The 20,781-nt window shown below is 68.7% G+C and carries 22 protein-coding genes and 1 pseudogene; 12 read left to right on the top strand and 11 right to left on the bottom strand.

Translation table 11 applies throughout. The features are described from left to right. Positions 1-128 precede the first annotated feature (128 nt). Together uvrB and OR37_RS15675 are read right to left on the bottom strand one after the other, a co-directional pair. Entirely contained in the window at positions 129-2,399 is a 2,271-nt protein-coding gene (uvrB, locus tag OR37_RS15680) for an excinuclease ABC subunit UvrB (protein WP_004621958.1), read from the bottom strand. A 266-nt stretch (positions 2,400-2,665) separates the two neighbouring features. Continuing rightward, positions 2,666-2,860: a hypothetical protein gene (locus tag OR37_RS15675; protein ID WP_004621956.1), complete on the bottom strand. Its 195-nt coding sequence runs from the start codon at positions 2,858-2,860 to the stop codon at positions 2,666-2,668. Positions 2,861-3,246: 386 nt separating this feature from the next. Here OR37_RS15675 and OR37_RS15670 point away from each other — a divergent pair, with 386 nt between their 5' ends. Continuing rightward, complete coding sequence (locus OR37_RS15670; RefSeq protein WP_004621954.1) at positions 3,247-4,437, top strand: cell wall hydrolase; 1,191 nt, start codon at positions 3,247-3,249, stop codon at positions 4,435-4,437. Here the strand turns inward: OR37_RS15670 and OR37_RS15665 are convergent. Further along, complete coding sequence (locus tag OR37_RS15665; RefSeq protein WP_004621952.1) at positions 4,397-5,197, bottom strand: SDR family oxidoreductase; 801 nt, start codon at positions 5,195-5,197, stop codon at positions 4,397-4,399. The two genes, OR37_RS15670 and OR37_RS15665, sit on opposite strands and share 41 nt — an antisense overlap. Before the next feature lie 198 nt (positions 5,198-5,395). On the opposite strand from OR37_RS15665, the gene OR37_RS15660 reads away from it, so the two are divergent. Next, on the top strand, positions 5,396-6,307 hold the full coding sequence (locus OR37_RS15660) for a carbon-nitrogen hydrolase family protein (protein ID WP_004621950.1): 912 nt from the start codon (positions 5,396-5,398) through the stop codon (positions 6,305-6,307). 158 nt (positions 6,308-6,465) lie between these two features. Here the strand turns inward: OR37_RS15660 and OR37_RS15655 are convergent, their stop codons facing one another. The 4 genes from OR37_RS15655 to OR37_RS15640 form a co-directional block, all read right to left on the bottom strand. After that, entirely contained in the window at positions 6,466-7,194 is a 729-nt protein-coding gene (locus OR37_RS15655) for a hypothetical protein (protein WP_004621949.1), read from the bottom strand. A gap of 61 nt (positions 7,195-7,255) precedes the next feature. Continuing rightward, positions 7,256-7,606: a DUF3147 family protein gene (locus tag OR37_RS15650; RefSeq protein ID WP_004621946.1), complete on the bottom strand. Its 351-nt coding sequence runs from the start codon at positions 7,604-7,606 to the stop codon at positions 7,256-7,258. A gap of 26 nt (positions 7,607-7,632) precedes the next feature. Then, positions 7,633-7,827: a hypothetical protein gene (locus OR37_RS15645; RefSeq protein WP_004621945.1), complete on the bottom strand. Its 195-nt coding sequence runs from the start codon at positions 7,825-7,827 to the stop codon at positions 7,633-7,635. 88 nt (positions 7,828-7,915) lie between these two features. Then, complete coding sequence (locus OR37_RS15640; RefSeq protein ID WP_004621941.1) at positions 7,916-8,857, bottom strand: GlxA family transcriptional regulator; 942 nt, start codon at positions 8,855-8,857, stop codon at positions 7,916-7,918. 95 nt (positions 8,858-8,952) lie between these two features. Here OR37_RS15640 and OR37_RS15635 point away from each other — a divergent pair, with 95 nt between their 5' ends. Next, positions 8,953-9,633 carry a DJ-1/PfpI family protein gene (locus tag OR37_RS15635; RefSeq protein WP_004621940.1) on the top strand — a complete coding sequence of 227 codons (681 nt, stop codon included), beginning with the start codon at positions 8,953-8,955 and terminating at the stop codon, positions 9,631-9,633. 123 nt (positions 9,634-9,756) lie between these two features. On the opposite strand, the gene ygiD is transcribed toward OR37_RS15635, so the two are convergent. Further along, positions 9,757-10,527 carry a 4,5-DOPA dioxygenase extradiol gene (gene ygiD, locus OR37_RS15630; protein ID WP_004621939.1) on the bottom strand — a complete coding sequence of 257 codons (771 nt, stop codon included), beginning with the start codon at positions 10,525-10,527 and terminating at the stop codon, positions 9,757-9,759. A 103-nt stretch (positions 10,528-10,630) separates the two neighbouring features. Here ygiD and OR37_RS15625 point away from each other — a divergent pair, with 103 nt between their 5' ends. The 3 genes from OR37_RS15625 to OR37_RS15615 all read left to right on the top strand — a co-directional run bounded on the left by OR37_RS15625 (position 10,631) and on the right by OR37_RS15615 (position 14,256). Further along, positions 10,631-11,854, top strand: a complete 1,224-nt coding sequence (locus OR37_RS15625) for an acyltransferase family protein (RefSeq protein WP_004621938.1) — start codon at positions 10,631-10,633, stop codon at positions 11,852-11,854. 68 nt (positions 11,855-11,922) lie between these two features. Further along, the gene (locus OR37_RS15620) at positions 11,923-12,696 is read left to right on the top strand and encodes a tyrosine-protein phosphatase (protein ID WP_035017546.1); all 774 of its coding nucleotides are present in this window, start codon (positions 11,923-11,925) and stop codon (positions 12,694-12,696) included. 114 nt (positions 12,697-12,810) lie between these two features. Next, positions 12,811-14,256 (top strand): MFS transporter, encoded by a 1,446-nt coding sequence (locus OR37_RS15615; protein WP_004621936.1) that lies wholly within the window; start codon positions 12,811-12,813, stop codon positions 14,254-14,256. Between the two features lie 15 nt (positions 14,257-14,271). On the opposite strand, the gene OR37_RS15610 is transcribed toward OR37_RS15615, so the two are convergent. From OR37_RS15610 to OR37_RS15600, 3 genes are all read right to left on the bottom strand, one after another. Then, positions 14,272-14,847, bottom strand: coding sequence for a TadE/TadG family type IV pilus assembly protein (locus OR37_RS15610; protein WP_004621935.1), 576 nt, complete (start codon positions 14,845-14,847; stop codon positions 14,272-14,274). After that, positions 14,844-15,395, bottom strand: a complete 552-nt coding sequence (locus tag OR37_RS15605) for a TadE/TadG family type IV pilus assembly protein (RefSeq protein ID WP_004621934.1) — start codon at positions 15,393-15,395, stop codon at positions 14,844-14,846. Before OR37_RS15605 ends, OR37_RS15610 begins: the two co-directional genes overlap by 4 nt. 67 nt (positions 15,396-15,462) lie before the next feature. After that, a complete protein-coding gene (locus OR37_RS15600) occupies positions 15,463-15,900 on the bottom strand; it encodes a pilus assembly protein N-terminal domain-containing protein (protein WP_004621933.1) in 438 nt (145 codons plus the stop codon). Positions 15,901-16,216: 316 nt separating this feature from the next. Between OR37_RS15600 and OR37_RS15595 the strand changes: the two genes are divergently transcribed. The 6 genes and pseudogenes from OR37_RS15595 to OR37_RS15570 form a co-directional block, all read left to right on the top strand. Next, on the top strand, positions 16,217-16,399 hold the full coding sequence (locus OR37_RS15595) for a Flp family type IVb pilin (RefSeq protein WP_004621932.1): 183 nt from the start codon (positions 16,217-16,219) through the stop codon (positions 16,397-16,399). Positions 16,400-16,586: 187 nt separating this feature from the next. Beyond that, positions 16,587-17,099 (top strand): A24 family peptidase, encoded by a 513-nt coding sequence (locus OR37_RS15590; RefSeq protein ID WP_004621931.1) that lies wholly within the window; start codon positions 16,587-16,589, stop codon positions 17,097-17,099. 189 nt (positions 17,100-17,288) lie between these two features. Continuing rightward, positions 17,289-18,194 carry a Flp pilus assembly protein CpaB gene (gene cpaB / locus OR37_RS15585; RefSeq protein ID WP_004621930.1) on the top strand — a complete coding sequence of 302 codons (906 nt, stop codon included), beginning with the start codon at positions 17,289-17,291 and terminating at the stop codon, positions 18,192-18,194. Then, the gene (locus OR37_RS15580; RefSeq protein WP_004621929.1) at positions 18,191-19,888 is read left to right on the top strand and encodes a type II and III secretion system protein family protein; all 1,698 of its coding nucleotides are present in this window, start codon (positions 18,191-18,193) and stop codon (positions 19,886-19,888) included. Before cpaB ends, OR37_RS15580 begins: the two co-directional genes overlap by 4 nt. Before the next feature lie 9 nt (positions 19,889-19,897). After that, on the top strand, positions 19,898-20,590 hold the full coding sequence (locus OR37_RS15575) for a CpaD family pilus assembly lipoprotein (RefSeq protein ID WP_004621927.1): 693 nt from the start codon (positions 19,898-19,900) through the stop codon (positions 20,588-20,590). Continuing rightward, a pseudogene (locus OR37_RS15570) lies at positions 20,590-20,781 on the top strand (pilus assembly protein CpaE); the annotation flags it as partial. The gene OR37_RS15575 and the pseudogene OR37_RS15570, both read left to right, overlap by 1 nt.

The raw sequence follows: 20,781 nt of genomic DNA, 5'->3' as shown, positions 1-20,781 counted from the left end.
CCGGCGTTCGCCGGTCCCCCTCCCCCAAGAGGGGGAGGAGAGGGGAATCTGGAGCGAGGCCGAGCTGGCCCCCTCCGGCCCTCTGGGCCACCTCCCCCGCGACGCGGGGGAGGATCTTGTCGGCCGCGCTACTTCCGCTTCTTGCGGAACTCCGCCGCCTTTTCCTCGCGGATCTCCGCGCGAATTCGCTTGGGGGCGGCCTTGTCGACCGCGTCGCCGGTCGCGGCCAGGGCCTCGTTGGCGAATTCCAGGTCCATCAGCTTCATGCGCTTGATCTCGTCGCGCAGGCGGGCGGCGGTCTCGAATTCCAGGTTGGCGGCGGCCTCGCGCATCTTGGCCTCCAGGTCCTTCAGCGCGGCCTTGAAGTTGTCGCCGCTGAACGGGCGGTCGTCGGTCTCGGACATGCCCATCGGCACCAGCACGCGGTCGCCGCGTTCGTAGGGGCTGTTGAGGATGTCCTTGATATCGCGCTTGACGCTCTCGGGCGTGATGCCGTTGGCGACGTTGTAGGCGTGCTGCTTCTCGCGGCGGCGGGCGGTCTCGGCCATGGCCCGCTCCATGCTGCCGGTGATCCGGTCGGCGTAGAGGATGACCTTGCCGTCGACGTTGCGGGCGGCGCGGCCGATCGTCTGGATCAGCGAGGTCTCCGAGCGCAGGAAGCCTTCCTTGTCGGCGTCGAGAATGGCGACCAGGCCGCACTCGGGGATGTCCAGGCCCTCGCGCAGCAGGTTGATGCCGACCAGCACGTCGAAGTGGCCGAGACGCAGGTCGCGGATGATCTCGATGCGCTCGATCGTGTCGACGTCGCTGTGCATGTAGCGGACGCGAATACCCTGTTCGTTCAGGTACTCGGTCAGGTCCTCGGCCATCTTCTTGGTCAGGACGGTGACCAGGGTGCGGTAACCCTTGCTGATGGTCTGGCGGATCTCGTCGACCACGTCGTCGACCTGGCTGGCGCCGTCCTTGGAGACCGGGCGCACCTCGACCGGCGGGTCGATCAGGCCGGTAGGGCGGATCACCTGCTCGGCGAAGACGCCGCCGGCCCGCTCCAGCTCCCAGGCGGCCGGGGTGGCGCTGACATGCACCGACTGCGGCCGCATCGCGTCCCATTCCTCGAACTTGAGGGGGCGGTTGTCGAGGGCGGAGGGCAGGCGGAAGCCGTACTCGGCGAGCGTCCATTTGCGGTTGCGGTCGCCCTTGTACATGGCGCCGATCTGCGGAACCGTCTGGTGGCTCTCGTCGGTGAAGAGGAGGGCGTTGTCGGGGATGTATTCGAAAAAGGTCGGCGGCGGCTCGCCGGGTTTGCGGCCCGACAGGTAGCGGCTGTAGTTCTCGATGCCGGCGCACGAGCCGGTGGTCTCGATCATCTCCAGATCGAAGGTCGTGCGCTGCTCCAAACGCTGAGCCTCCAGCAGCTTGCCGTTGGCGACCAGCCAGTCGAGGCGCGCCTTCAGCTCCTTCTTGATCTCGACGATCGCCTGGCGGAGCGTCGGGCGCGGGGTGACGTGGTGGCTGTTGGCGTAGACCTTGATCATCTCGAGGTCGGACGTCTTCTTGCCGGTCAGGGTGTCGAACTCGGCGATCGCCTCGACCTCGTCGCCGAACATCGTCACGCGCCAGGCGCGGTCCTCGTAGTGGGCGGGGAAGATCTCGATGGTGTCGCCGCGCCGCCGGAACGTGCCGCGCTCGAAGGCCTGGTCGTTGCGCTTGTACTGCTGGGCCACGAGGTCGGCGATCAGCTGCTTCTCGTCGACCCGCTGCCCGACCTCCAGGGTGAAGGTCATGGCGGTGTAGGTCTCGACCGAGCCGATGCCGTAGATGCAGCTGACCGAGGCCACGACGATGACGTCGTCGCGCTCCAGGATCGCCCGGGTGGCCGAGTGGCGCATCCGGTCGATCTGCTCGTTAATCGACGAGTCCTTCTCGATATAGGTGTCGGTCCGGGGCACGTAGGCCTCGGGCTGGTAGTAGTCGTAGTAGCTGACGAAGTACTCGACCGCGTTCTCCGGGAAGAACGACTTCATCTCGCTGTAGAGCTGGGCCGCCAGCGTCTTGTTCGGCGCCAGGATCAGGGCCGGGCGCTGGGTGCGCTCGATCACCTGGGCCATGGTGAAGGTCTTGCCCGAGCCGGTGACGCCCAGCAGCACCTGGTCCTGATCGCCGCGCTCGACGCCTTCCACCAGTTCGGCGATGGCGGTCGGCTGGTCGCCGGCGGGCTGGTAGTCGGAGACGAGCTTGAACTTCTTGCCGCCCTCGGACTTGTCCGGCCGCGCGGGGCGGTGCGGGGTCCAGAGCATGGGCATGACGCCGGCCGAAACGTCAGCGACGACATCGCCGGTCGCGTCGAAGACGAAGGGCGCGGAGACGTCGGAAACGCCATCGGACGGGGTGCGGGCCATGGCTCCAAATTAGGGGGGGTGTCGGGCGAACGCTAGGGGGCCTGCTGACGGAGGATGGCAGCAGAGTGGCGGTAGGGATTCTTCGCGCCCTTGGGTCGCGCAACGTCTCCGGGTCGTTCGTCTGGCGATCAACGAGGGGGCGGGCATATTTCGGCGGCCTCGACGAAGGCCCCCGCTCCGATACTGGACGCGTTCCGAACGTGATGCGCCTGGCCGAGGCGTGACGCGCCTGGCGGTGTTCCCTGGGCTAGGCGCGTCGGCCTCGCCTATTTAGGCTTGGCCGCCGTGTCGACCACGGCGCCGGCGGTGGCGCCCACCGCCGCGCCGACCGGTCCGCCGACGACGGCCCCGGCCACGGCGCCGCTGGCCGCGCGCTGCTCCATGCCGTGTCCGCAGGCGGCGAGGGTGAGGGCGCAGACCGCCGTCAGAAGGGCGGTGCTCAGAGTCGATCGGAGGTTCATTTCGGCGCTCTTGCGTTAAGGGTCGTGACCTCGTCCAGTAACGGCAGGTGGACGCCGAGGTTCCGCCACGCTCGGTTGAACAGAGGCTTGGCGAGGCCTTGGCGACCACAAAAAAACGACGATTTCGATCTTGCGGCTTTTCGCCAGGATTCAAGGCGTTACCCGGTTCGACCGTGCGACGCTTTCCCGCACGAGCCGCCTCGCGTCGCCCTGGGTGCTTGCGAGTCGGTCATGGATACGTCATAAGCCGCGATACGCAGGATCCTGGCCACAGCGTGATACGGCCGATCCTCCGCTTCGAAGGGCTTCCCGCCAGTGTTTTCCGGGGGCTTTCGGAGCGATTTTGTCGGGGGGCCGGTGCGCCCTCGCCGCGCAGGACACGAGTTTTGTATATCAAGTCGCAGACGCGCGCGGACGCGCGCGGGCTGGTCGGCGCCGTATTGGTCGGATCCGCGACGGGTCTGGCCCTGGGCGGCGTTTACCTTCTCGGTGGCCTGGCCCACACGGCCTCCACCCACGCCCGCGTCGCCCGATTGGCGGAAGGCGCTTCGGGGGACTTCTCCGACGCGGCCATGCTGAGCGCTTCTACGCGTATGGACCCCGGCGCGCTCGCCGTGGCCAAGCGTCACGATCCCTATCTGTTCGCCGCCGTCGATCAACGCGACCGCCAGACCCAGATGCTGGCCGCGCGTCTCGAAGGCGCCGGCGCCAACCTGCTGCCCGGCCAGAGCGGCCGTTCGGGCCCCCTGATGCTGCGGGCCAGCTTCGGGTCCGCCGGCTTCGCCCAGGCCGCCGCCTCGCCGTTCCAGCTGGGCAACGCCCTGGAAAGCTCGCGCGAGCTGGAGTGCCTGGCCGACGCCGTCTATTACGAAGCGCGGGGCGAGACCCCCAGCGGCCAGGCCGCCGTGGCCCAGGTGGTCATGAACCGCGTCCGCCACCCGGCCTTCCCGAAGTCGATCTGCGGCGTGGTGTTCCAGGGCGCCTATAACCGCACCGGCTGCCAGTTCAGCTTCGCCTGCGACGGCTCGATGCGCCATACCCGCGACCTCGGCGCGTGGAACCGGGCGCGCAAGATCGCCGCCCGCGCCCTTTCGGGCGACATCGCCAACCAGATCGGTTCGGCCACCCACTTCCATACCCTGGCCGTGTCGCCGGGCTGGGGTCCGCGCCTGCTGCGCGTGGCCCAGGTGGGGATGCACATCTTCTATCGCTTCGGGCGTCACGGCGCGGCGACCGGCGGCCACGCGCCGACCGCCGACGACATCGCGCCGTCGGACATCGCCAGCCTGACGGCCGACGGCAAGCCGCCGGTGATCTACGCGGCCAGCGCGATCGGTCGCGCGGATCCGGCGACGGCCGTCGGCGGACAGGGCGGGCCCATCGGTCCCGTGTCCGAGCCGGCCTCGGCCCCCGCCGCGCCGGCGCCGAAGGCCGCCCCCGCCGCGCTCACCCCGGTCAAGACCACGATCCCGGCCGCCGAAAAGCCGGCTTCCAAGGCCATCTCGGTTTCGTCGGAGCGCGCGCCGCTGGAAGGCCTCAAGACGACAGTAGGGGCTGGGAGCGGAGCTGCTTCCTGACGGCGCCCGGCATGTGGCTGGTGGCGAAGCGCATCTGCTTGGCCCGCTTGCCCACGAAGTAATGCAGCGCCTTGCCGTGGGCGGCGTCCCAAACCACCTGGGCGGCGTCCTCGACCGGATAGACCTCCAGCCCGCCCTTGCGTAGCGCGTCGGCCATCTGCTCGTTCGTGCCTGACGCTCCGGCGTTCAGGATCGGCGTCTCGACGAACCACGGCATGACGCAGGCGACGCTGACGCCATGGGCGGCGTACTCGATGTCCAGCGCCTCGGACAGGCCGCGCACCGCGAACTTGGTGGCCGAATAGACCGCCAGCTTCGGCGAGCCGTACAGACCGGCGCACGAGGCGACGTTGATCAGCCGCCCGCCCGCCGCCTTCAGCAGCGGCAGGCCCGCCCGCGCGCCGTTGACCACGCCCTTGATGTTGACGTCGATCTGGATGTCGCAGTCGGCGTCGGACAGGTCCTCCAGCACCCCGAAGCGGGCGACGCCGGCGTTGTTCAGCAGCACGTCGGCCTTGCCGCCCGTTTCGCGGCCGAATTCGCCGAGCGCGTTTTCCCAGCCCTCGCGGTCGCGGACGTCCAGCACGTGGACCGAGGCGTTCTGGGCGCCCAGGCTGTCCTGCGTCGCCTTCAGACCGGCCTTGTCGATGTCGGACAGGCCCACGAACCAGCCGGCGCGCGCGAAGCGCTGGGCGCTGGCGCGGCCGATGCCGCTGGCCGCGCCGGTGATGAAGATGCTCTTGCGGCCCTCGGCGGCCATGGGTCGTCCCTCCGGATAGTCTTGTTATCAGCGATCAGACGCCGGGAGGGCAGGGCGGTCAAGGCCGAGATCCGTCTTGCCACGCGGGGCCGCCCGCCCCGATGATCGCGGCGTCCTGGCCGCGCGAGTACCAATGTCCCACGACCGTCTCGACCCGCTATCCAAGCCGCGTCCCGCGCGTCGGACGGAGCGGGGGACGTGAAGCTTCGCGTCGCCACGGCCCAGTTCGCCGTCTCGTCGGATATCGACGCCAATCTGGCGGCCGTCGAACGGCTGTTGCGCCAGGCGCGCGCGGTGGGCGCGGATGTCGTCCACTTCCCGGAAGCGGCGCTTTCCGGCTACGCCGGCGTCGATTTCGCGGGTTTCGACGGTTTCGATTGGCCCAGGCTCCAGGCGGCGGCGCGGCGGGTGATGGCGCTCGCGGGAGAGCTGCGGCTTTGGACGGTGGTCGGCTCGGCCCATCGGCTGTCCGGCGATCACAAGCCCCACAACTGCGCCTATGTGATCGACGCCTCGGGCGCGCTGGTCGACCGCTACGACAAGCGCTTCTGCGCCGGCGACGCCGCCGGCCTGACCGGCGATCTCGCGCACTATTCCTCCGGAGACCATTTCGCCGTCTTCGACATCAAGGGCGTGCGATGCGGCGTCCTGATCTGCCACGACTACCGCTATCCCGAGCTCTATCGGGCTTATCATCGACGGGGCGCGCGGCTGATGTTTCACGGCTTCCACGCCGGCGGGCTGTCGGAAGAGCGGTTCGCGGCCATGGAGGCCGGGGTCGGCGCCCATCACCTGACCGGTGGGACCACCCTGCCGGCCATCACCATGCCGGCCGGCATGATCGCGGCCGCTTCGAACAACAACATGTGGATCAGCTGTCCCAACTCATCGGCGCCGAGAAGCTGCTGGCCGTCATTCTTCGTGCGGCCTGACGGGGTGATCACCGGCGCGCTGGCGCCCGAGACGGAAGGCCTGCTGATCTCCGAAATCGATCTGGCGGCCGACATCTACGACAGCACCGTCGCCTGGCGGGACCGCGCGATCGACGGGGAGCTTCACTCCGGCGTTCTGGTCGAAGACCGGAGGTCGCGGGATCGGGCGGGGCTGTAAGCCTCAGGGTTGTGTTTGCCTGAACAAGCCTTATCTCAACTCTGGGGGGAGTTTCTGGCGAGATCTCCTTGATCTCGCCCCCTATCGGAGTTAGATAGATCTGTGGTTGAGAGGTATGCCTTAGCATACCGCTGGAGCTTTGTGCTCCGCTCGGCCGCCTACCACTTCTGCCCATTACAGACGATCGTTCCCGTGGCGACGATACGATTCTGCTTGAGCCGCGCGACGCGTTCGGGGGTCAGTTGGCTGTTTAGCCAGGCCTCATAGGCGGTGACGTCCAGGCCTGGCAGGCAAGAGCGCAGCATGGGCGCCTCCACGAGATAGAGCTCGGCGTCGGGCGTGGAGCGCCAGCGATAGGCCCCGTCCAGACCGTCCACCCGCGTGGGTGCCGCCGCCGTGCGATAGAGAAGCCAGCCGGGTGGGATCCTATGGCGAAGCGCGAAGGCCCGCTGCTTGTCGGCCAGGGCCTGAATCGAGGCCCTTTCACTCGGCGCGACCTTGGAGACCTGCGCGGGGTCCATGCCGCCATGGACCATGATGATCGCCTGACGTCCGACCAGCAGGCGACGGCCCAGTGGCAGGAAATAGTTCGCGCACGACGAGGCGCATTGGCCGTCGACCCGGATCGTCAGGTCGCCCAGCCGGGCAAGGCGATCGGCGATGTCCATGGCCACGCCGCTAGGCCCACCGGGGCTGTCGACCACCAGTTCGGTCGTGGTCGGCCGCAGCTTGGCGGTCACGCAGGCGGCCATGGCTAGGTTGGTCTCGCCGTTGAGGGCGAAAACGGTCGGCGAGCGCTGCTCGCAGGGCGCGGCGCGCGCAACCCCGCCCAGCGACAGCAGGACCAGCGCCACGAGCGCTGGCAGGACTAGGACCCGGCTACGCATCAACCCTCCGCGAACCCCGAGGAAGGCTAAAGGCGCGCACCAAATGTGTCCATGGGTTGAGTTAAAGCTTTAGCCCCACCTTCGGCCCCGCCCAGACCATGACGGCATAGAGCGCCATGGTCAGGACGCAGCCGGCTGTCAGCGCGGCCCAGAAGGGCGCGCCGCGCTTCAGCAGGGCGGGGATCAGCAGGAACATCGGCAGCGAGGGCAGCACGAACCAGAAGGTCCCGGTCGCGTGGTCGGCCAGGCGGACCGGGTCGTGGGTGTCGCGCCACAGCCAGATCATGCCCAGCACCGAAACCAGCGGCAGGGACGCGACCAGGCCGCCCAGTCCGGGATAGCGCTTGGAGATCTCCGCGACGGCGGCGACGATGACCCCCGAGACGGCGGCCTTGATCGCGAGATAGAGCATGGCCTCGGACTGGACCGTTCGGCGCCCTAGCGGCGCTCCCAGTGGCAGACGCGGACGCGATGGTGACCGCGACGCTCGACCTTGCAGATCCGGACCTTGTGCGGACGATGGTGATCGGGGCCCGGACGGTGGTGCGGATTGGCGCTGGCCAGGCTCGGTACGGTCAGGGCCAGGGCGGCCGCGGCCACGGCGGAGACGCCCAGCAGTTTCTTCGTCGTCATGCTCTTCTCCGGGGAAAGGTTGAGTCCTTAGCGTCCACCCAACGTTTCCAAGCATTGTTTCGCGCGTGTGTCAGCCGAAACCAAGCGATCAGCCGGCGCGGGCGGCGCGGCGCAGGGCCTGGGGCGGCTGGCCGAAGGCGCGGATGAAGGCGCGGCGCATCCGTTCGCCGTCGCCAAAGCCGGTTTCCAGCGCCACGTCCTCGATCTGCAGCGGGCCGCTGTCCAGCAGGGCGCGGGCGGCCTCGACGCGCAGGCGCTCGACGGCCTTGGCCGGGGTGACGCCGGTCTCCTGGGCGAACTGGCGGGCGAAGTTGCGCGGGCTCATCCCGGCGCGCTCGGCCAACTGCTCGACCGACAGGGGCTCCGAGAGGTTCTGGCGGGCCCAGGACAGCAGGGCGTCGAAGCGTCCGGGGCGCAGGTCGATCAGGGCCGAATGCTGCGACTGGCCGCCCGGGCGGTGATGGTAGACGACCAGTTGCTGGGCCGTGCGGCGGGCGATCGTCTCGCCCTCGTCGGCGCCGATCATGGCCAGGGCCAGGTCGATGCCCGCGGTGATGCCCGCCGAGCTCCACACCGAACCGTCCTGGATCCAGATGCGGTCGGGCTCCAGCCGGATGTCGGGATAGCGGCGCTGGAAGTCCTTGGTCCGGCTCCAGTGGGTGGTGGCGCGCTTGCCGTTCAAGAGGCCCGCCTCGGCCAGGACATAGGTTCCCGAGCACACCGAGGCGACGCGGCGCGCCTGGCGGCCGGCCTCGCGGACGAAGGCCAGGGTCTCGGGGCAGGTGGCCGGAACCTTCACCCCGTCCCCGCCCGAGATCAGCAGGGTGTCCAGGCGCGGCGCGTCGGCCAGGGCGGTCGTGTGGATCGTCACGCCGGACGAGCTGGGGGTCGGCTCGCCCCGCAGCGACAGGAAATGCAGCGAATAGGCGCCCGGCGAGAACCGCCCGGCGATCTCGAACGCCGCGATGGGGCCGGTGGCGTCCAGCAGCTGGAAGCCCGGATAGACGAGAAAGCCGATCGCGCGGGGCATGGAACCTCCGGTGGCGGTTTCCGTGGGAACTATGTCATTTCAGCCAGACGCTAACTGAACCATGTTCTGCCCGTCAATCGTGACGGAGGTTTTCGATGCGCCAGACTCTTCAAATCGTGATCGCCCTGTTTCCGGGCGTCACCCATCTGGACTTCACCGGACCGCACCAGATCCTGTGCCGTCTGCCCGGCGCGACGGTGACCGTGGCCAGCCTGGCGGGCGGCGAGATCGAGGCCGACGGCCTGGTCTTCGCCCGCCTGCCCAAGCTGTCGGACATCGAGGCCTGCGACGTGCTGATCGTGCCGGGCGGCTTCGGGACCACGGCGGCCATGGGCGACCCCGACTTCATCGCCGAAATCCGCCGCCTGGCCGACGGGGCCAAATATGTCTGCTCGGTGTGCACAGGCTCGCTGGTGCTGGGCGCGGCGGGCCTCTTGAAGGGCAAGCGGGCGGCCTGCCACTGGGCGTGGCGCGATCAGCTGGCGCTGTTCGGCGCGATCCCCGACGCGGCGCGCGTGGCGCGCGACGGCCGCTACATCACCGGCGGCGGCGTCACGGCGGGCATCGACTTCGCCCTGACCATGGTCGCCGAGCTGGCCGGCGATGACGTGGCCCAGGGCATCCAGCTGGCCGTGGAATACGCCCCGGCCCCGCCGTTCAATTCGGGGCGGCCGGAACTGGCGCCGCCGAAGGTCCTGGAGCGGATCAGCACGCTTTACGGCAAGGCGATGGATGAGCGGGTCGAGGCGGCGAAGCGGGCGGCGGCGGTCATGTGAGGCTATTTCGAGCCCTCCCCCTTGATGGGGGAGGGTTGGGTGGGGGTGAGCAGGGCCGCGAGGGCTGAACCGCCGGGTCACCCCCATCCCCGACCCTTCCCCCATCAAGGGGGAAGGGGGAAATTACCCCACCTTCACCCCCGTCATCGAGATCGCCGCGAACACATCGTCGTTGAAGAAGCCGACCGCCTCGCCCTGGTCGGCCGCGCCCAGGACGTAGAGCAGCGGCAGATAGTGCTCGGCGCTGTTGATCGCGATCTCGGCGTCGGGGCCAAGCTCGCGCCAGTCGATCAGGGCGTCATGGTTTCCCGAGATGATCAGCGCCTTGGCCTCTTCGTTGAAGCGGTCGGCCCAGGCCGGCGCCTCGGGCCGGCGGAAGTCGGCGGCGCGCAGGTTGTGGACGATGTCGCCGCTGCCGACGATCAGCACGCCCTCGTCGCGCAGGGGCGAGAGGCGCCGGCCGGCCTCGTAATGCCAGCGCTCGGGCCGGCCGCGATCCAGCGACAGCTGGACCACCGGAATGTCGGCGTCCGGATACATCGGGGCCAGGACACCCCAGGCGCCGTGGTCGAGACCGCGCGTCGGATGCTGGACCACCGGATCGGGCGCGAGCAGCGCCGCCACGCGCGCCGCCAGGGCCGGATCGCCGGGCGCGGCGTAGCGGACGTCGAACAGCGCCCGCGGAAAGCCATAAAAGTCGTGGATGGTCTCGGGCGTCGCCGAAGCGCCGACCGCCGAGGCTCCGCGCGTTTCCCAATGGGCGCTGACCATCAGGATCGCGCGCGGGCGCGGCAGGTCCCGGCCCAAGCGGCGCCAATCGCGGCTCCATGCGTTGTCCTCGATGGCGTTCATCGGCGAACCGTGGCCGACGAACAGGACGGGCATTCGGGGCATTGAACCACCTATTGATAACAGAACCTGTTGCAGATAGGTCTCGCGACCTCTTACCGCAAGACGATCGTCCGGTGACGTCTTTTCGGTCGGCGCGCGCTTTGTTATGGCCAACCGCGTGACCGTTCCGCTTCCCCAGATCCCGGGCCAGATCCCGGTGTCGGAGCTGCTTGTTCCGACCGAGCCGCCGGCGCCCGCCGTCGAGCGCGGACCGGCGGCGCCGGAGGCGGCCGTCCCGGCGCGGCCGGAGCGGGAGATCGTGCGCGGCGGCGCGCTGGACTTCCTGCGGTTCCTGGCCTCGCTGCTGATCGTTCTCTACCATTATGGGGCCGAGAGCCCGATCCGGCTGGAGCTGTTCGCCCAGGTGTTCTCGCGCGGCTTTCTGGCCACCGATTTCTTCCTGATGCTGTCGGGCTATGTGCTGGGGCGCGCCTATGGCCCCTCGACCCTGTCGGGACGGCTGAGTCCGGCCCGCTTCTGGGCGCGGCGCGCCGCGCGGGTCTGGCCGGGGCATCTGGTGGTGCTGGCCATGCTGGCGCTGCTGGTGCTGACGCTGAACCTGATCGGCACAGACGCCCACAAGCCCAGCCGCTTCATCTGGAGCGAGCTTCCGGCCCAGGCCCTGCTGATCCATGCCTGGGGCTTCCCCAGCGACGGTTGGAACCTACCCAGCTGGTCGCTGTCGGCCCTGATCGTCTGCTACGCCCTGTTCCCGTTCTTCTGGCGCGCCGTCGACAAGGTGCGCCGCCCCTGGATCCTGCCGCTGATCGGCGCCGTGATCATGGGCGGGTTCGAGATCCTTGCCCGCGCCGTCTTCCACCATCCGCTGCCGGACCTGCAGTTTCAGTACGGCGTGGTGCGGGCCCTGCCGCTGTTCGCCCTGGGCGTCTGCCTGGCGCGCGCCGTCGACATGCGCTGGCCCTCGGAGGCGATGGCCAGGATCCTGCTGTGGGGCGGGGTCGCCGTGCTGGTCGTCACCCAGCCGCTGGACCGCTACGCCCTGCCCGACGAGTGGATCTTCGACGTCCCCTCCCTGGCCGCCATCGCCGCCATCGTGCTGGGCGCCGGCCGCCTGCCGGTCAAGCGTCCGCGCAAGTGGATCGAAGAGGGCGCCAAGCTGTCGTTCGCCCTGTTCATCACCCACATCTTCGTCGGCGTGGCCTATTGGAGCGTCGTGCACCGCCTGATCGAGACCCGCCCGATCGACATCCGGCTGCAGTGGGTGATGTGGGGCGCCGGCTTCCCGCTGGCCTATGGCGCGGCCTGGCTGTTCCACACCTTCATCGACCAGCCGCTGCAGAACCGTCTTCAGCCCCTGCTGCGGAAGTAGGCGCGCGCCTTGTCCATTGACGGAGGGAGACGTTGAAGCTGTCGCCTTCAACCGTTAAGGCCTTCGGCATGACCCGTCATATCCCCCTGCAAGGCGTCGAGAACTTCCGCGATTTCGGCGACTACGCCGCCGGCGCGGGGCGCGTCAGGAAGGGCGTGCTGTTCCGCGCCGCCCACCAGGCCGAGGCCACCGACGCGGATCTCGAGATCCTGGCCTCCCTGGGCATCGTCACCCTGGTCGACCTGCGCCGCCCCAACGAGCGCGAGCGCTCGCCCTCGCGGCGCTGGGCGGGTTTCTCGGCCCAGGTGATCGACAACGAGATGGGCGCCACGGGGCCGGACCCCTGGCTGGAGTTCCTGAAGAGCTCGGACCTCTCGGAGGCCTCGATCCACGGCTACATGGACGAATACTATCGCCGCCTGCCGTTCAAGGAGCGGCACATCGACCTCTTCCGCCGCTTCTTCCTGGCCCTGGCCGAGGGCAGGGGGCCGGCGCTGATCCACTGCGCGGCGGGCAAGGATCGCACCGGCGTCCTGGCGGCGCTGACCCACCACATCGCCGGGGTCGCCGACGACGACGTCATCGACGACTATCTGCTGACCAACGACCCCACCCGCTTCGACCGGCGCGGGGCGATCTTCATGGACCATATCGAGCAGGCCACCGGCCGACGCCCGACCGAGGCGGCCATGCGCGCGGCCATGGGCGTGGAGGCCCGCTACCTGGCGGCCGCCTTCGCGGTGATCAAGCAAGAGCACGGCTCGCTGGACGGCTATCTGGAACAGGCGATCGGGCTGGACGCTTCGACTCGCGACAAGGTGCGGGCGCATATTTTGGCTTAGGACGCTTTTCTCGCGCCCGCCGTTTCCATCAAATCCTTAAGGTGACAAACGAGCGTTTAAGGTCCAGCCTCGTCCGATGACCCCGCCAGAGGGTCGCGTTCATTAGGATGTGGCATGAGCGAGTTGGCGGGCGCGCCTCCGGGCCTGAGTGATGTCGTCGCCGATGACGTGCTGGTTCCCGCGCCGCGAAAGCGGCTCTCCAAGAGCGCGCTCAGCTGGATCCTTCACCAGGGGACGCGCGACCCCTACGTCATCCTGGTCACCATCTACGTCTTCGCGCCGTATTTCTCGCGAGTCCTGGTCGGCGATCCGGTCAAGGGCCAGGCGGCGGTCGCCGACATCTCCACCGTCTATGGCGTGCTGACCGCCCTGACCGCGCCGCTGCTGGGCGCCTCGATCGAGCGTTATGGCCCGCGCAAGCCGCTGATGGCCCTGGTGCTGGCGGTGATGGTCCCGATCCTGTTCGCCCTGTGGCTGGCCAAGCCGGGCGGCCCGCCGGTCGGATTGATCGGCCAGGCCCTGATCGTGCTGGGCGTGGCCTATAACTGGGGCGACGTCACCAACAACTCGCTGCTGTCGCGCGCCGCCGAGAAGGGGCAGGAGCCGGTGCTGTCGGGCCTGGGCTACGCCCTGGCCAATGGCCTGTCGGTCTCGCTGCTGGTCTTCGTGATGTGGGCTTTCGTGCTGCCCGGCGTCGTCCCCTGGTCGTTCGTGCCGTCCGCGCCGCTGTTCGGCCTCAGCCAGGCCGAGCATGAGCCCAGCCGTCTGGTCGGGCCGCTGTCCGGGGCGGTGATGCTGCTGGGCGCGATCCCGTTCTTCCTGTGGACCCGCGACGCCCCGCGCACCGGCGAGTCCATCCTGGGCAGCCTGAAGGGCGGGGCGAGGCTGATCGTCGACACCTTCGGCAACCTGAAGGGCCACGCCGAGCCGGCCAAGTTCCTGGCGGCGCGGATGCTGTACTGCGACGGCATGACCGCGCTGCTGATCTTCGGCGGCCTGTTCGCCGCGGGCCTGATGAAGTGGGGCGAGCTGGAGATGCTGGCCTATGGGATCTCGCTGTCGATCTTCGGCGTGCTGGGCGGGCTGATCGCGCCCTGGCTGGACAAGACCCTGGGGCCGCGTCGGGCGGTGCAGGTCGAGATCGCCGCCTGCATCCTGGTGCTGATGGGCACCCTGGGCATGGGGCGCGAGAAGATCCTCTACCTCTGGACCTGGGACGCGGCGACCCATCCGGCCGTCTGGAACGGCCCGCTGTTTCGCACCCTGCCGGAGCTGATCTATCTGGGTCTCGGGATGCTGATCGCCGTCTTCGTCACGGCCCAGTACGCCTCGAGCCGGACGCTGCTGGTGCGCCTGGCTCCGCCGGACCGCATGGCGGCGTTCTTCGGCCTGTTTTCGCTGTCGGGCACGGCGACCATGTGGCTGGGCTCGCTGCTGGTGGCGCTGGCGACCAAGGTCTTCCACAGTCAGGTGGCCGGCTTCATCCCGATCGCCGGGCTGTTGGCCCTGGGGCTGCTGGGACTGTTCACGGTCAAGGGCGGCGGACGCGCGGAGGCCTGAGGCGCGGGCCAGCGATCAGTTGGTCTGCGACCAGAGCACCGAGTCCGACTTGCGCGGGCGCAGGTAGTAGGTGCGGTAGAAGTTCAGGGTGCGCGGCATCACCAGCTTGATCGGCGAGGCGTAGGCGTAGCTGACCTTGGCCATGATCACGCTCTGGCTGACGGGCAGCACGCCTGTCGGCACATTGCTCAGCACCGTGTTCTGAGCCGGGCAATTGATCATCGTCGTGTTTGACTGGCTCCAGGCCACCGTGTCCTTGCCCGTCGCGTCGGACACGACGCTGGCGACGCACATTTTCAGCCCGGCGGTCGGAAACGGCGCCATGATCGTGTTGCCGATGTTGAAGATGTCGCCGATCATCGTCGGACCGGTCTGGGTGCTTTGCGCCACCAGGTCGCCGATGGTCGAGGCGACGTTCGAGGCGCGGCGCTGGGCCATCATCGCCTGGGAAAGCTCGGCCAGGCCGCAGTACATGATGATCAGCACCGGCGCGATGAAGGCGAACTCGACGGCCGCGGCGCCGCGGCGATCGCGCCAGAAGGCGAGCGGCTTCTTCCTCGCCCCCGCCTGGGTTTTCTTGGGCGCGCTCATTGGCTGTAGGGTTCGTTGCTGAAGGCGGTGGCGGCGTAGATGATCCGCTTGCCGTTCGCGTTTTGCAGGCCGGTCGGCAAAAGCGGCGTGATCAGCGGCCAGCTATAATAGGCGCGGATCAGCACGATCGAGCCCGCCGTGCCGGGATTCCAGCTCATGGTGGTCGGCACGGTCGTGTTCGAATTGGACGCGTTGCTGGAGGCGTAGTCCGCATAGGTGCGCACGTCGATCGACAGCGCCGAATTGCAGTTCGAGCCCAGCCAGCTCATCTTGGCGCAGACGGCGGTCTTAAAGCTGGCGGCGGTGCCGCTGGCGGACTGGACCTGGCCGGTGCGGATGGTGCGGCCGACGTCGATGATGGCGTTTTCCAGAGTCAGCGAGACCAGCAGCACCAGGCCCAGCTCGATGATCCCGAAGACCAGAAGCAGGAAGGGGCCGGCCACGAGGGCGAACTCGACGGCGGTGGCGCCCCGCTCGCCGCGCGCGAAACGGCCGGCCAGGCGAGCCAGCCGTTCTTGGGCGCGGACGATGAAGAAGCGCGGACTCATGCGGTGCCTCTAATGATCGCGCGCACGCTAGCGCGAGATCCTCACCAAGAGGTTAGAGGCGCCGTGATCAGGGCGTGGGCGCGCCGGGCGCGGCCGGCGTGGCCGAGGCGGCGGCGGCCGGGGTCACGCGCGTGCACTGGCTGGCGCAGGCGTAGCTGGAGGCCGTGGAGCCTCGGTAGACGGTGACGCCCGTGGGGCCGACCTCGGAGACGACGATCAGGCGCTCGGCCAACGGACGGCCCTCGGGGCTGAACACCATCAGGCTGGTGACGCCCGGACGCTTGCCCAGAACGACCAGGGTGCGCTGGTTGACGAGGCTGACGTCGGCGACGGTCGGATCGCCGAGCACGATGTCGCGCGCCGCGCCGCCGAGATTCAGGTGCGTGGCCTGACCGGCGACGACCGGCAGCTCCGTCGAGGCGCCCGCCAAGGGGACGATTTCGGCCGCGGCGGCGGAGCCCGAGAGGGCCAGGACGAACACGAAAGTGGGCAAGAAGCGGCGCATGAAGGGTTTCCGATCCCGAGTGCGAACCGGTCCAGCATCGTTTTTTTTGGTCAACAAAAGACTAATAACCGCGCGAAGGCGTCAAAGCGACGCGGCGGAAAATCCTTGAATCAGAAGGCCTTGCGCCTCGCTGTTGGGCTCGTGGTTAAGAATAGATAACGGTAAATACAAATAAACCAAAAGAAAATCGGCAGAAACTATTCGCTGTTTACTGGCCATTAAGTGGGGTCGGCGAAATTGATCGTGTTTTCGGGGGTGAGCAAGTCGAACGGCTTGAGAGCCTCAATCAACTCAATCTGGTTTAGGAGACCAAGTCATGACCAAGTTCGTTACTCGCTTCCTGAAGGATGAATCGGGCGCCACGGCTATCGAATACGGCCTGATCGTCGCTCTGATCGCCGTGATCATCGTCACCGCCGTCCAAACCCTGGGTCAGAACGTCCGCACCGCGTTCAGCAAGGCCGGCAGCGCCGTGTCGACGGCCAACTCGGCCACCTAAGCCGAACCGTCGCACGCTCGAAAAGAGAAGGGTCGGGGCCCATGCCTCGGCCCTTTTCTTCTTTTTGGGCTTCCCGTCCGCCCGCCGTTTCGGCGGGTTTTTTCATGGCCGCGCGAGACCGGCGCGGGAAACCATTGCTTCACCGGTCCGCGCCACAATGCCCCAGTCGAAAGGGAGGCGTTTCGCCATGCAGGCTGTCCAGATCCCGCTGCTGCTGGTTTTTCCAGCCCTGGCCATCGTCGGGGCGCTGAAGGACCTGACCAGCTATACGATCCCCAACTGGATCTCGCTGGCGCTGTTGGTCGCCTTTGTCCCGGCCGCCCTGGTCTGTGGCGCGTCGCTGGCCACCATCGGCCTTTGCCTGGCCGTCGGCCTGGGCGGGCTGGTGATGGGCATGGGCATGTTCGCCGCGGGCTGGATCGGCGGCGGCGACGGAAAGCTGTTCGCGGTCTGCGCGCTTTGGCTGGGCTGGCCGGCGGCGCTGCCCTTCATGCTCTATACGGGCCTGGCGGGCGGAGCCGTGACCTTCGCGATCCTGGCCCTGCGCTCGGGCTGGCTGGCGCCGGCCGTGGCCGGCGCGCCGGGCTGGGTCCGCAAATTGGGGACGACCAACGGCGACCTGCCCTATGGCGTCGCCATCGCCATCGGCGCCCTGGCGGCCTTCCCCGAGGGCGTGCTGGCCCACGGAATCCTGGGTTGAGCCGACTTCGGTCCTGAATCGCCGCGCGACAGGCTGTCGCGCGTTTCCCGAGCGATTGGCGAAAAACTTTTAGCGGACGTTAACCATACGCGGGCCAGCATGAAGCGTGGCCAGAACGGCTGATTGACGAATCCCGCGCGCTTGCCGGACGGCGACCGTGGGCTCTCCGAAGAGTTTTTCGCCCGCGCCATGAGTCCCGTTCGCCTCTTGATCATCCTGATCGCCGCCGTCTCGGCCATCGGCCTGGCCGTGGTCCTGCAGCGCGCCCTCGGCGGCAAGCCGGTGGCGCCGGTGCTGACCCGCGCCGCGCCCGCCGCGTCGAACAAGCCGATGACCCAGGTGCTGGTGGCCAAGCGCGACCTGCCGGTCGGCACGCGCCTGGTGGCCGCCGACGTGGCCTGGCAGCCCTGGCCCTCGGACACCGTCAATGGCGCCTTCATCACCAACGGCGCGGCGCCGGCCAAGCCGGATGGCAAGGTCGCGGAGGTCAAGGCGCTGGCCTCGGTCGCCGCCGACCAGATGATCGGCGCCGATCCCGCCAAGGTGATCGAGGGCGCGATCGTGCGCGACCCGATCCTGAGCGGCGAGCCGATCACCCCCCGCAAGATCGTCCGCGGCGGCCAAGGCGGCTATCTGTCCGTCGTGCTCTCGCCCGGCAAGCGCGCCATGTCGGTGCCGGTCAGCTCCGATACGGCCGTCGGCGGCTTCATCCTGCCCGGCGATCGGGTGGATGTGTTGTCGACCCACGACATGACCGCCATGGACGCCTCGGGCGGCGGAGGCGGCGGCGGCAAGATGACCGTCTCCGAGACCGTGCTGCGCAATATCCGTGTCCTGGCGCTGGATCAGTCGACCGCCGCCGAGAAGGACGCCAAGTCGATCGTCGCCACCACCGCCACGCTCGAGGTCGGGCCGGAGGAGGCCGAGGTCCTGGCGCACGCCAAGGCCAGCGGTCCCATCGCCCTGGCCCTGCGCGCCTACACGGACCTGGCGGGCCCCTCGGGCATCTCCGAGCGCCAGGCGGAGCGCGGCGACTCGAGCGCCGTTCGGATCAACCGTGGCGGTCAGACCACCAGCGTTTCGGTGACCCCATGAGCCGTCTTCCGTCCCTCAAGTCCGTCTGGCTGACGGTCGCGGCCTCCACGCTGCTGGCCCTGAGCGGCGTCGCGCCGGCCCAGGCCGACGGTCCCGTCGAGGGTTCGCATGTCTATCGGCGCCCGGCCAGGATCGCGACCCGTCCGGCGCCGACGCCGGCGCCCGCCCCGGTGACCTACGCGCCGCCGGCCGCCGAGCAGGTGACGCGGATCTTCATCACCGCCGACCAGACCGCCGTGACGGTGGAGCTGGCCAAGGGCAAGTCGGCGATCATCGAGCTGCCGACCGACGTCCGCGACCTGCTGGTGACCAATCCGACCGTCGCCGACGCCGTGCTGCGCGACAAGCGCCGCGTCTATGTGATGGGCGTCAGCGAGGGGTCGACCGACGCGGCCTTCTTCGACCCGGCCGGCCGCCGCATCCTGTCGCTGAACATCAAGGTCACGCCGCCGGTCGACCAGTTGGCCGATACCCTGGCCCGGGTCCTGCCCCAGGCGCGGATCAAGGTGGACCCGATCAAGGACAGCGTGGTGCTGAGCGGCCTGGTCCGCAGCGCCGCCGAGTCCGACGCGGCCTCGCGCATCGCCGCGCGCTATGTCGGCAGCGAGGACAAGGTGCTGAACATGCTGGCCGTCGCCGGCAAGGACCAGGTGACGCTTCAGGTTCGCATCGTCGAGGTGCAGCGCAACGTCATCAAGCAGCTGGGCGTCAACCTGAACGCGGTGCTGGGCCAGTTGGGCCAGAACCAGTTCTCGCTGGGCTTCTCGCCGACCTATGGCGTCAACGGCAGCCTGCTGGGCGGGATCACCGGCGGCTACAAGCTGGACACCACCAAGCAGCCGGAAATGATCGTGCCCTGTATGGCGGGGCTGTCGGGCACCTGTAATCAGGTCGTGCACGACAAGGTCTTCACGACCTATGACGCCAAGGGCAATCCGATTACCGGCGTGAACGGGGACACGGCCACGGTCCAGACCACCGCCGGCAGCAAGGCGGTGAACCAGGCCACCGGCATGTTGCAGGCCTTCGAGCGGGTGGGCCTGGTGCGCACCCTGGCCGAGCCGAACCTGACCGCCGTCTCGGGCGAGGCGGGCCATTTCCTGGTCGGCGGCGAGTTCCCCGTGCCGACCGGCACCGACGCCACCGGCAAGGTCTCGATCGAGTTCAAGCCCTACGGCGTGGGTCTGGGCTACACGCCCGTGGTCATGTCGGGCGGCCGCATCTCGCTGAAGATCTCCACCGAGGTCTCCGAGCTGACCAGCCTGGGCGCCTATTCGGTCAGCGGGGGCAGCGGCAGCTCGTCGTCCCTGACGGTGCCGGGCCTGAACGTCCGCCGCGCCGAGACCACGGTCGAGCTGCCGTCGGGCGGCTCGTTCATGATCGCCGGCCTCTTGCAGCAGACCACCAAGCAGACGATCGACTCGCTGCCCGGCATGACCTCGATGCCGATCCTGGGCTCGCTGTTCCGATCGCGCGACTTCCTGAACGGCGAGACCGAGCTGGTGATCATCGTCACCCCGTACATCGTCGATCCCACCAAGCCGCAGAATCTCCAGACCCCGGCCGACGGGCTGAGGATCGCCGACGACATGAGCACGGTCCTGCTGGGGCGGCTCAACAAGGTGGTCAAGGCGCCGGCCGGCGCGAACGCCGGGCGCGCCTATCAAGGCCCCGTGGGCTATGTGATCGAGTAGGGCGCAACCATGACGCAGATGTCCCCCGTCAAGACCGTCCTGAAGACCGCGCTGCTGGCCGCCGCCGTCGCCAGCCTGGCCGCCTGCGCCTCGACGTCGCCCGACCAGGGGCCCTCGAAGACGGCGCGCACCGAGACCGAGCAGTGGATGGACCGCGTCAAGGTCAGCTCCGCGCCCGACGAAATCATCCTGGCGCCGCACGCCGCCGGCCTGTCGGCCAATCAGGGCGCGGCCCTGGAGGCCTTGGTCGATCGTTGGCTGGACGCGGAGGGCCGCGAACTGGTCGTCACCGCTCCCAACGCCTCGGGCGCCATGGCCAGCCAGATCCGCGACCGCCTGGTCAGCCTGGGCGCGCCGTCCGCGCGCGTGCGGATCGTCGGCTTCAACCCGACCGGTCCGGATGACAACACCATCCGCGTCGGCTTCCTGCGCTATGCCGCCGAGCCGATCAAATGCGGTCAGGCCTGGGAAAACCTGACCAGGACCCGCAAGAACGAGGCCTACGCGAATTTCGGTTGCGCCATCGCCGCCAACCTGGCCGCCCAGGTCGCCAATCCCGAGGATCTGGTCCATCCGCGCGGCATGGATCCGGCGGACGCCGGACGCCGAGACACGGTGTTCAAGAAGTACCGCAAGGGGGAAACCACCAGCTCGGCCAAGGATGATCAGGGCAGCGGCGCGATTTCGAAGGCGATCCAGTAATGCGGCCGACCGACAGCGACCCCTTCGATCTGGGCTTCGACGCCGCCGACGAGTTCACGACCGAGGCCTCGGACCCCTGGCGCGCGTCGGCTCCGCCGTCGCTGAGCCCGGCCGCCGGCGGCTTCGACGATCCGTTCGCCGACTTCCCGCCGGCCAATCCGCGCGCCGAGGCGGCCCCGCCGACCCGCCCG

Origin of the sequence: Caulobacter vibrioides OR37 (assembly GCF_000372645.1) — a bacterium.
Lineage (GTDB): Bacteria > Pseudomonadota > Alphaproteobacteria > Caulobacterales > Caulobacteraceae > Caulobacter > Caulobacter vibrioides_E.
The sequence above is the reverse complement of the archived record's forward strand: the minus strand, read 5'-3'. Positions and strand labels throughout refer to the sequence as shown.

Excerpts from the sequence above, each read along its gene's own strand:
- uvrB (WP_004621958.1), bottom strand. The coding sequence starts at position 2,399 with ATGGCCCGCACCCCGTCCGATGGCGTTTCCGACGTCTCCGCGCCCTTC.
- OR37_RS15675 (WP_004621956.1), bottom strand. The coding sequence starts at position 2,860 with ATGAACCTCCGATCGACTCTGAGCACCGCCCTTCTGACGGCGGTCTGC.
- OR37_RS15665 (WP_004621952.1), bottom strand. The coding sequence starts at position 5,197 with ATGGCCGCCGAGGGCCGCAAGAGCATCTTCATCACCGGCGCGGCCAGC.
- OR37_RS15655 (WP_004621949.1), bottom strand. The coding sequence starts at position 7,194 with ATGCGTAGCCGGGTCCTAGTCCTGCCAGCGCTCGTGGCGCTGGTCCTG.
- OR37_RS15650 (WP_004621946.1), bottom strand. The coding sequence starts at position 7,606 with ATGCTCTATCTCGCGATCAAGGCCGCCGTCTCGGGGGTCATCGTCGCC.
- OR37_RS15645 (WP_004621945.1), bottom strand. The coding sequence starts at position 7,827 with ATGACGACGAAGAAACTGCTGGGCGTCTCCGCCGTGGCCGCGGCCGCC.
- OR37_RS15640 (WP_004621941.1), bottom strand. The coding sequence starts at position 8,857 with ATGCCCCGCGCGATCGGCTTTCTCGTCTATCCGGGCTTCCAGCTGCTG.
- OR37_RS15635 (WP_004621940.1), top strand. The coding sequence starts at position 8,953 with ATGCGCCAGACTCTTCAAATCGTGATCGCCCTGTTTCCGGGCGTCACC.
- ygiD (WP_004621939.1), bottom strand. The coding sequence starts at position 10,527 with ATGCCCCGAATGCCCGTCCTGTTCGTCGGCCACGGTTCGCCGATGAAC.
- OR37_RS15625 (WP_004621938.1), top strand. The coding sequence starts at position 10,631 with ATGGCCAACCGCGTGACCGTTCCGCTTCCCCAGATCCCGGGCCAGATC.
- OR37_RS15620 (WP_035017546.1), top strand. The coding sequence starts at position 11,923 with ATGACCCGTCATATCCCCCTGCAAGGCGTCGAGAACTTCCGCGATTTC.
- OR37_RS15615 (WP_004621936.1), top strand. The coding sequence starts at position 12,811 with ATGAGCGAGTTGGCGGGCGCGCCTCCGGGCCTGAGTGATGTCGTCGCC.
- OR37_RS15610 (WP_004621935.1), bottom strand. The coding sequence starts at position 14,847 with ATGAGCGCGCCCAAGAAAACCCAGGCGGGGGCGAGGAAGAAGCCGCTC.
- OR37_RS15605 (WP_004621934.1), bottom strand. The coding sequence starts at position 15,395 with ATGAGTCCGCGCTTCTTCATCGTCCGCGCCCAAGAACGGCTGGCTCGC.
- OR37_RS15600 (WP_004621933.1), bottom strand. The coding sequence starts at position 15,900 with ATGCGCCGCTTCTTGCCCACTTTCGTGTTCGTCCTGGCCCTCTCGGGC.
- OR37_RS15595 (WP_004621932.1), top strand. The coding sequence starts at position 16,217 with ATGACCAAGTTCGTTACTCGCTTCCTGAAGGATGAATCGGGCGCCACG.
- OR37_RS15590 (WP_004621931.1), top strand. The coding sequence starts at position 16,587 with ATGCAGGCTGTCCAGATCCCGCTGCTGCTGGTTTTTCCAGCCCTGGCC.
- cpaB (WP_004621930.1), top strand. The coding sequence starts at position 17,289 with ATGAGTCCCGTTCGCCTCTTGATCATCCTGATCGCCGCCGTCTCGGCC.
- OR37_RS15580 (WP_004621929.1), top strand. The coding sequence starts at position 18,191 with ATGAGCCGTCTTCCGTCCCTCAAGTCCGTCTGGCTGACGGTCGCGGCC.
- OR37_RS15575 (WP_004621927.1), top strand. The coding sequence starts at position 19,898 with ATGACGCAGATGTCCCCCGTCAAGACCGTCCTGAAGACCGCGCTGCTG.